Genomic DNA, 9073 nt, shown 5'->3' with positions numbered 1-9073 from the left:
AGCAACGCCACACCCTTGATTTGCGCCCACAACTGCTGGCCTTCGTGCAGCCCCAACTGGTCGCTGGAAAACCGCGTGACCCGCGCCAGCAACGGATGGCCTGCCGCGTCCAGGCTGACCAGTACCTGCGCCGGATTGCCGAGGTGGCTGAGGGCACGCAGGGTCACCGGCAGGCGATTGATAATGCTCGATTGGGTGTCTTCGGCCAGGCTAAGGCTGATGTCGCGGGCCTGAACCTTGATCCGCAATGAAGACCCCGGTGGCAGCGGCGCATGTGGGATACGCAGGCGCAGTTCGCTGTCGGGCAGGTGCAGATCAAGGAGTTGGTAGGCGGCGTCGTAGGCGCCGGTACGGCCTTCGATGATCACTCCGGCGTCCTCGTCCTGCGCCAGCGGCAGGTCGAGGCGGGCGAGGGTCTGGTTGATCGGCCCGCTGGCCAGGACCTTGCCCTGTTCCAGCAGCACCAGATGATCGGCGAGGCGGGCGACTTCTTCCTGGGCATGGCTGACATAGATCAGCGGAATCTGCAGCTCGTCATGCAGGCGCTCCAGGTACGGCAGGATCTCGCGCTTGCGCGGGGCGTCGAGCGCCGCCAGTGGCTCGTCCATCAGCAGCAGCCGCGGGCTGGTGAGCAACGCCCGGGCGATGCCGACACGCTGGCGCTCGCCGCCGGAGAGGGTGTCGGGCTTGCGCGCCAACAAGTGGTCAATGCCCAGCAGTTCGCAGGCCTGTTGCAGGCTGATCCGTCGTGTGGCGGGGTCGATGCGCCGCCAGCCGAACTCCAGGTTGTCGCGCACCGAAAGGTGGCTGAACAGGCTCGCTTCCTGGAACACGTAGCCGATCGGTCGTTGGTGCGGCGGGACGAAGACGTTGTTGCTGGAGTCTTGCCAGACCGTACCGCCGACCTCGATATAGGCCTCTTCGGCACGCTCCAGCCCGGCCAGGCAACGCAGGCAGGTGGTCTTGCCGGAGCCGGAGGCACCGAACAGCGCGCTGACGCCCTGGCCTGGCAGGCTGAGGTCGACATCCAGGGTGAAATCGTCGCGGGCCACTTTCAGGCGGGCTTGGATCATTGCAACCATCATTCAGCTCCAGGCCGATTTGCCGCCGCGGCTGCCATACAGCGCGAGCAGCACCAGAAACGAGAACACCAGCATCGCCCCCGCCAGCCAATGGGCCTGGGCGTACTCCATGGCTTCGACGTGGTCGTAGATCTGCACCGAGACCACACGGGTCTTGTCGGGAATGTTGCCGCCAATCATCAGCACCACGCCGAACTCGCCGACGGTATGGGCGAAGCCGAGGATGCTGGCAGTGATGAAGCCGGGCTTGGCCAGCGGCAGCACCACGCTGAAAAATGTGTCCCAGGGACTCGCGCGCAGGGTCGCAGCCACTTCCAGCGGACGGTCGCCGATGGCGGTGAAGGCGTTCTGCAACGGCTGCACCACAAAGGGCATGGAATAGACCACCGAGCCGATCACCAGCCCGGTGAAACTGAAGACGACCGTGCCCAGGCCGAGGGCCTCGGTGGTCTGGCCGACCAGCCCGTGAGGGCCGAGGGTCAGCAGCAGGTAGAAACCGATCACCGTCGGCGGCAGCACCAATGGCAATGCCACCACGGCCCCCACCGGGCCACGCAGCCAGGAGCGGGTGCGGGCCAGCCACCAGGCAATCGGCGTACCGATCAGCAGCAGGATCAGGGTCGTCAGCGACGCCAGCTTGAGCGTCAGCCAGATTGCACCGAGGTCGCTGGCGTCCAGTGGCATCAGAGTTCGTAGCCGTAGGATTTGATGACCGCAGCGGCTTTCGGACCTTTCAGGTAATCAACCAGTGCCTTGGCGGCCGGGTTGTCCTTGCCTTTTTCGAGGATTACCGCGTCCTGGCGGATCGGGTCATGCAGCTCGGACGGAACGATCCAGGCCGAACCGCTGGTGACCTTGCCGTCCTGATAGATCTGCGACAGCGCGACGAAGCCCAACTCGGCGTTGCCGGTGGAGACGAACTGGAACGCCTGGGTGATGTTCTGGCCTTCGACGATCTTGGCCTTGGTGGCTTCGGTCAGTTTCAGCTTGTCCAGCACCTGGGTAGCGGCCAGGCCGTAAGGCGCGGCTTTCGGGTTGGCGATGGAGAGGTGCTTGAACTGATTGGCCTTGAGCACGGCGCCTTTGTCATCGACGTAGCCTTCCTTGGCTGACCACAGCGCCAGGGTGCCGACCGCGTAGGTGAAGCGCGAGCCCTTGACGGTGGCACCTTCGCTTTCCAGCTTGGCCGGGGTGCTGTCGTCGGCGGCGAGGAAGACTTCGAACGGCGCGCCGTTCTTGATTTGCGCGTAGAACTGTCCGGTAGCGCCGTAGGCGGCAACCAGTTTGTGGCCGGTGTCTTTTTCGAAGTCCTTGGCAATGGCCTGGATTGGCGCGGTGAAGTTCGCCGCGACGGCGACCTGGACGTCATCGGCCCAGGCGCTGTTGAGGGTCATGAAGGCGAACAGGGTAGTCAGGGCAAGACGAGGTGCACACTTACGCATGAAACAGCTCCGTGGGTGAGTAAAGGCCAATCGCTATATAGGCGAATATATAGCGATTGTCTTGTATACGGAAAGTCCTGTTTTTAGCGACCAATCAATGCGAGGGCTTCGTCCGCCAATTTGCGGGTCAGTTGTTCGGCGGGCAATTCGACGCCGAGACGCAGCGCCTGGCCGGACCAGAGGTTGCTGAAATCACTGTTGCCCTGCGGCTCACTGATCGCACGAATCGGCGCCAGTGCACCACCTGCGAGAGGGAAGGCCGGGGCCAGGGCGCTGATCGGGCCCAGTTCGCGCATGATCCGCGTGCTGATACCGCGGGCCGGGCGACCGGTGAACAGGTTGGTCAGTGCTGTGTCGCTTTCCCGCGCGGTGTGCAGCGCGCGGCGGTGGGCCGGGGAAATCTTCGCCTCGGGACAGAACAGGTACGCGGTGCCTAGTTGCACCGCAGAGGCGCCCAGGGTGAACGCTGCGGCGATACCGCGGGCATCGCCGATCCCGCCGGCGGCGATCACCGGCAGGCGTACCGCGTCGGCGATCTGCGGGACGAGCGCCAAGGTGCCGACCTGGCTGTTCAGGTCATCGCTGAGAAACATCCCGCGATGGCCGCCCGCTTCAAAGCCCATGGCGATGATCGCGTCGCAGCCGTGTTGCTCCAGCCACAGCGCTTCGGCGACGGTGGTGGCGCTGGACAGCACCTTGGCGCCGCTGGCCTTGACCCGCGCCAGCAGGCGCGGCTCAGGCAGGCCGAAGTGAAAACTGACCACTGCCGGCTTGAATTGCTCGACCAGGGCGCAGGCGGCCTCGTCGAAGGGCGCGCGGCTGGAGACCGGCGTCGGCGCAGCGAAATCAGCGCCAACTTCGTCGTAGTAAGGCTTGAGCGCCTGTTTCCAGCGCTCGGCCTTTTCGGCATCGGCTTGCGGTGGGGTGTGGCAGAAGAAGTTCACATTGATCGGACCACGGCTGGCCAGGCTGAACGCCTCCAGCTCCTGGCGGATCTGCTCGGCGCTGAGCATGGCGCACGGCAGTGCACCCAGACCCCCGGCATTGCTCACGGCAATCGCCATGGCCGAGCCGGTTGCACCGGCCATGGGCGCTTGCAGGATCGGCAGTTCGATGCCGAGCAGATCAACAATGCGGCGGTCCGGCCATTGGCTCATCGTCTGTGTTCTCCTTGCTGCGTTTGGCGGGTATCAGAGTGCCTTGCTGACCTGGATCTCGGTGATCTTGTCGGCGTCGTCGCCGTGGATCTTGCGCAGCGCTTCCAGCGCCTGTTCCTGCGAGTTGTCCGGCAGCAGGGCGAAGTCCCAGCGGCGTTCGCCGTCGAGCTTGTACTTGATGACGTATTTGATGGTTGCGGTCATGGGACTTATCTCAGTTGCGACGACGAGCGACGAATGAATTTGATCTTGTAGCTGAACGTCGGTTTGCGCGTAACCGAAATGGCCCGAGGCGTGACGGTATCGAGGGTGATGTTCCAGAAACCGGTGCTCGGTACCGTGATTTTCGCCGGGAATTGGTCGAAGGCGCCGCCGTGATAGGTGTGTCGTCCGCCATTCTTGAAACTGCGGAAGTTAGCGTCGTTCATCAGGCGGATATTGCAGCGCTGGGAACATTCGATGACGACAATATCGTCTTCATTCAGGTGCTCGCGCTGGTGTACGAATTTCATGTTACGGCTCCGCAAGGGGATATTTCGACAGGGCGAAACGATAACAGATGTCGGCCGAATGTAGGACTTCATCACAGTCCTGATGAGAAAACTGTCAATGCAGGGAGCAAAACGGCCTAATAGTGGTCGAAGCGTTTTTATTTGGGAGATGGGATTCAATGAAATGGTTTGTACCTGCCTTGGCGTTGACGCTGACCGGATGCGCCAGCGTGGCCGAGTTGGAACAGAGCCCTGCAACCCTGGATGTGATTTCTGGCAAGTCACCGGAGCAATATCTGCTGTGCGTACAGGAAAGACTCAAGGACAGTCGCGATCCGCTGCAAGTGACCCGTGACAAGAACTCGATCCGGGTGGTGGTGCCGCAGAAGTTGTCCGAGGCGCCTGCGGCGGTGCTGAATATCAGCGAACGTTCCAGCGGCAGCAGCATTAAGCTGTACGAGCGTTTGAACAACTTCCCCCTGCGTCTTTCCGATGTGAAGAACGCGGCGACTCGCTGCATTTCTGGCTGAATTCCCCCGACGACCCGCTATTGAGCGGGTAGTTTTTGCCTCCGCTGATTAATCGATTCACTGATCTGAATGCTCCTTTTCGGTGCGTTTCGCCGTTGTAGTGGCGAAAGGATAGTCCTACTATTCATAGGCTTATATTTTTTAAGTCTAAGCATATAACCAGAAGATGGAGCTCCGTGATGATTCCACTGGATCGAATCCTGATCAGTAGCCTGTTGTTGTTTTCCCTTCCGGCAGCCCATGCCGACCAAGGTCAGAAAGTCTTTACCCAAGGCGGCCAGAACCCCGCCGCCATGGCCTGCCTGGGCTGCCACGGCCCGGATGGCCTGGGCATGGCGGCCGCCGGTTTTCCACGATTGGCGGGTTTGCCGGCCGGTTACCTGAGCAAGCAGTTGCAGGACTTCCGCGACGGCACCCGCAAGAACCCGATCATGGAACCGCTGGCCAAGGCCCTCGCCGACGACGAAATCGCTGCCGTGAGCAAGGCCCTGGCGGCCATGCCGGCACCCGCGACACCGGAGGTGCGCCGTCAGCAGATGGCCAGCAGCCCGGTGGAGCAATTGGCCCTGTACGGCGACTGGGACCGGCAGATTCCTGGTTGCGTGCAATGTCACGGTCCGGGCGGTGTGGGTGTCGGCGAGCACTTCCCGCCGCTGTCACACCAGCCGGCGGCTTACCTGACCGCGCAACTGAACGCCTGGCGCGATGGCAGCCGACACAACGATCCCAACCAGTTGATGGTCGGCGTGGCCAAGGCCATGACCGATGAGGAGATCAAGGCCATTGCCGACTATTTCGCCGGCGGACAGGGGGTCAAGCCATGAAAGCATTCATATTTTCCGCATTGGCCCTCTCGCTGGGTTCGGCTCATGCCGCGCAGGTTGCCATGGAAGACCAGTCGCAACTGAAAGTGCCGGCGGCGAGCAAGACGCCATTCTTCGTTCCTCCCGCACAAAGCGAATTGCCTGACAACGCTTTCGGCAAGATGGTCCGCGACGGTTACGCGCTGTTCGTCGACACCAAACGCCTGGCCCCGGATTACGTCGGCAACGGTATGAAGTGCAGCAACTGCCACCTGGATCAGGGCCGCATGGCGCACTCGGCGCCGTTGTGGGGCGCGTACCCGATGTACCCGGCCTATCGCAAGAAAAACGACAAGGTCAACACTTACGCCGAGCGTATCCAGGGCTGCTTCCAGTTCAGCATGAACGGCAAGGCGCCCGCGGCTGACAGCAAGGAGATCACGGCGTTGTCGGTGTATTCGTACTGGTTGTCGACCAAGGCGCCGGTCGGTGTCGAGCCTCCGGGCCGCGGCTACCCGGATGTGGCGCAGCCTGCCCAGGGCTACGACATCGCGCGTGGCGAGAAGGTCTACAAGGAGCAGTGCTCCATTTGCCACGGCGACCAGGGTGAGGGGCAGAAAATCGCCAATGACTACGTGATGCCGCCCTTGTGGGGAAAAGACTCCTACAATTGGGGCGCAGGCATGCACCGGATCAATACGGCGGCATCCTTCATCAAGTACAACATGCCGCTGGGCAAGCCGGGCAGCCTGAGCGATCAGCAGGCCTGGGACGTGGCGGCCTACATCAACAAGCATGAACGCCCGCAGGACCCGCGTCTGGTCGAGGGTTCGGTGGAGAAAACCCGGCTGAAGTTCCATGCCAACGACGGCGTCAACCTCTACGGGCAGACCGTCGAGGGCGTGCTGATCGGGCAGGGCACCGGGAAGTGACCGACACGATCGTCGAGGCGGTCGCACAATGATGGCCAGGACGCCGCTTTCGACACTGGAAGCGGCGTCTTTCTGTCAGCGTCAGGCGCCGGATTACAGGCGCCGGAGCAATATTTGCAGCGTGCGGGAACTATCTCCCGCCGGTTTTCTCTATGATGGCAACGGTTGCCGTCGGGTGGGGCATTGTAAGGTGCTCGCCGCCTGATTAGACTGCGCCGAATTTCGCACGCACAGCCCTTCGTTAAGGACTTATATGATCAAGAAATGCTTGTTCCCGGCAGCCGGCTACGGCACTCGCTTCCTGCCAGCCACCAAAGCCATGCCCAAGGAAATGCTGCCGGTGGTAAACAAGCCACTGATCCAGTACGGCGTCGAGGAAGCCCTCGAAGCCGGCCTGACTGAAATCTCCATCGTTACCGGCCGCGGCAAGCGCGCCTTGGAAGACCACTTCGACATCAGCTACGAGCTGGAAAACCAGATCAAGGGCACCGACAAGGAAAAATACCTGGTTGGCATCCGTCGTCTGCTGGACGAGTGCTCCTTCTCCTACACCCGTCAGACCGAAATGAAAGGCCTGGGCCACGCCATCCTGACCGGCCGCCCGCTGATCGGTGACGAGCCGTTCGCCGTGGTCCTGGCGGACGACCTGTGCGTCAACCTGGACAACGATGGCGTGCTGACCCAGATGGTCAAGCTGTACAAGCAGTTCCGCTGCTCGATCGTCGCCATCCAGGAAGTCGACCCGCAGGAAACTCACAAGTACGGCGTGATCGCCGGCGAAATGATCCGCGACGACATCTACCGTGTGCACAGCATGGTCGAGAAGCCGAAGCCGGAAGACGCGCCGTCGAACCTGGCGATCATTGGTCGCTACATCCTGACTCCGGACATCTTCGACCTGATCGAACAGACCGAGCCAGGCAAGGGCGGTGAAATCCAGATCACCGACGCACTGATGAAGCAGGCGCAGAACGGCTGCGTCATGGCCTACAAATTCAAAGGCCGTCGTTTCGACTGCGGTGGCGCTGAAGGCTACATCGACGCGACCAACTTCTGCTTCGAGAACTTCTACAAGACTGGCAAAGCCTACTGATCCGGTAGCGTTTGCCTGTACGAAAAAAGCCACCTTCGGGTGGCTTTTTTGTTTATGGCCACCGCCGGCGTTATGCTGGCGAACTGCCGAGGAGACTGATATGGCCTACGATTTTGATCTGTTTGTGATTGGCGCCGGTTCCGGCGGTGTGCGGGCCTCGCGTTTTGCCGCGGGCTACGGGGCGAAAGTGGCGGTTGCTGAAAGCCGTTACCTGGGCGGGACCTGCGTCAACGTCGGCTGCGTGCCGAAAAAACTGCTGGTGTATGGCGCGCACTTCGCCGACGACTTCGAGCAGGCCTCGGGCTTTGGCTGGTCGCTGGAAGACGCGCAGTTCGACTGGTCGCAACTGATCGCCAACAAGAACCGCGAGATCGCGCGGCTCAATGGCATCTACCGCAACCTGCTGGTCAACAGCGGCGTGACCCTGCTCGAAGGCCATGCGCGGATCACCGGGCCGCATGAAGTGGAAGTCGAAGGCAAGCGCTACAGCGCCGGCCACATCCTCATCGCCACCGGTGGCTGGCCGCAGGTGCCGGACATCCCTGGCCGGGAACTGGCGATCAGTTCCAACGAAGCCTTCTTCCTCAAGGACCTGCCCAAGCGCGTGCTGGTGGTGGGCGGTGGCTATATCGCCGTCGAGTTCGCCGGCATATTCCAGGGCCTCGGCGCCGACACCACCTTGCTGTACCGCGGTGACCTGTTCCTGCGCGGCTTTGACGGTTCGGTGCGCACCCACCTCAAGGAAGAACTGGAGAAGCGCGGCCTCGACCTGCAGTTCAACGCCGACATCCAGCGCATCGACCAGCAGCCGGACGGCAGCCTCAAGGCGACCCTCAAGGACGGCCGCGAGCTGATCACCGACTGCGTGTTCTACGCCACTGGCCGCCGGCCGATGCTGGACAACCTCGGCCTGGAAAACACCGAGGTGCAACTGGACGAGCGCGGCTTCGTGCGGGTCAACGATGAGTTCCAGACCGACGAATCGTCGATCCTGGCCATTGGTGACGTAATCGGCCGTGTGCAGTTGACCCCGGTCGCGCTGGCCGAAGGTATGGCGGTGGCGCGGCGGCTGTTCAAGCCAGATGAATACCGTCCGGTGGACTACCGCAACATCCCGACCGCCGTGTTCAGTCAGCCGCCGATCGGCACCGTCGGCCTGACCGAGGAGCAGGCACTGGAAGCCGGGCACCAGGTGAAGATCTTCGAAAGCCGTTTCCGGCCGATGAAGCTGACCCTGACCGACGTGCAGGAAAAGACCCTGATGAAACTGGTGGTCGATGCCGACACCGACCGCGTGCTGGGTTGCCATATGGTCGGGCCGGAGGCCGGCGAGATTGTCCAGGGCCTGGGCATCGCCCTCAAGGCCGGGGCGACCAAACAGCAGTTTGACGACACCATCGGCGTGCATCCGACGGCGGCGGAAGAGTTCGTGACCATGCGGACTGTCACGCGCTGAAGGCAGTTGCAAGTTGCAAGCGGCAAGCAGCAGCGCTCGGCCTTTCGGCTGCTTCTGCTTGTCGCTTAAAACTTGCCGCTTGCAGCT

At 62.1% G+C, this 9073-nt stretch carries 11 protein-coding genes; 5 read left to right on the top strand and 6 right to left on the bottom strand.

The genetic code is table 11. From position 1 onward, the window contains the following. The 6 genes from modC to DM374_RS14900 form a co-directional block, all read right to left on the bottom strand. Positions 1-1082 (bottom strand): molybdenum ABC transporter ATP-binding protein (modC, locus tag DM374_RS14920; RefSeq protein WP_110970535.1); only part of this gene is annotated, 1082 nt, incomplete at its 3' end. A 3-nt stretch (positions 1083-1085) separates the two neighbouring features. Continuing rightward, positions 1086-1766, bottom strand: coding sequence for a molybdate ABC transporter permease subunit (gene modB, locus DM374_RS14915; RefSeq protein WP_110970534.1), 681 nt, complete (start codon positions 1764-1766; stop codon positions 1086-1088). Further along, positions 1766-2524, bottom strand: a complete 759-nt coding sequence (gene modA / locus DM374_RS14910) for a molybdate ABC transporter substrate-binding protein (protein WP_110970533.1) — start codon at positions 2522-2524, stop codon at positions 1766-1768. The genes modB and modA overlap by 1 nt, the downstream gene beginning before the upstream one ends. 83 nt (positions 2525-2607) lie before the next feature. Further along, the gene (locus tag DM374_RS14905) at positions 2608-3681 is read right to left on the bottom strand and encodes an NAD(P)H-dependent flavin oxidoreductase (RefSeq protein ID WP_110970532.1); all 1074 of its coding nucleotides are present in this window, start codon (positions 3679-3681) and stop codon (positions 2608-2610) included. Between the two features lie 33 nt (positions 3682-3714). Beyond that, positions 3715-3885 (bottom strand): hypothetical protein, encoded by a 171-nt coding sequence (locus tag DM374_RS33470; RefSeq protein ID WP_177431562.1) that lies wholly within the window; start codon positions 3883-3885, stop codon positions 3715-3717. Positions 3886-3890: 5 nt separating this feature from the next. After that, positions 3891-4193 carry a DUF1883 domain-containing protein gene (locus tag DM374_RS14900; protein ID WP_110970531.1) on the bottom strand — a complete coding sequence of 101 codons (303 nt, stop codon included), beginning with the start codon at positions 4191-4193 and terminating at the stop codon, positions 3891-3893. Positions 4194-4351: 158 nt separating this feature from the next. On the opposite strand from DM374_RS14900, the gene DM374_RS14895 reads away from it, so the two are divergent. The 5 genes from DM374_RS14895 to gorA all read left to right on the top strand — a co-directional run bounded on the left by DM374_RS14895 (position 4352) and on the right by gorA (position 8986). Next, positions 4352-4702: a hypothetical protein gene (locus DM374_RS14895; RefSeq protein ID WP_110970530.1), complete on the top strand. Its 351-nt coding sequence runs from the start codon at positions 4352-4354 to the stop codon at positions 4700-4702. A 179-nt stretch (positions 4703-4881) separates the two neighbouring features. Continuing rightward, positions 4882-5526, top strand: a complete 645-nt coding sequence (locus DM374_RS14890; RefSeq protein ID WP_110970529.1) for a c-type cytochrome — start codon at positions 4882-4884, stop codon at positions 5524-5526. Next, on the top strand, positions 5523-6437 hold the full coding sequence (locus DM374_RS14885; protein ID WP_110970528.1) for a c-type cytochrome: 915 nt from the start codon (positions 5523-5525) through the stop codon (positions 6435-6437). Before DM374_RS14890 ends, DM374_RS14885 begins: the two co-directional genes overlap by 4 nt. Before the next feature lie 253 nt (positions 6438-6690). Then, positions 6691-7530, top strand: a complete 840-nt coding sequence (gene galU / locus DM374_RS14880; protein WP_095153785.1) for a UTP--glucose-1-phosphate uridylyltransferase GalU — start codon at positions 6691-6693, stop codon at positions 7528-7530. Between the two features lie 100 nt (positions 7531-7630). Next, entirely contained in the window at positions 7631-8986 is a 1356-nt protein-coding gene (gene gorA / locus DM374_RS14875) for a glutathione-disulfide reductase (RefSeq protein WP_110970527.1), read from the top strand. The last annotated feature ends 87 nt before the right edge of the window (positions 8987-9073 follow it).

It is taken from the genome of Pseudomonas huaxiensis (assembly GCF_003231275.1).
In the GTDB taxonomy this organism is placed as follows: Bacteria; Pseudomonadota; Gammaproteobacteria; order Pseudomonadales; family Pseudomonadaceae; genus Aquipseudomonas; species Aquipseudomonas huaxiensis.
Note: the sequence above shows the minus strand (reverse complement) of the source record. Positions and strands in the feature narration are given on the sequence as shown.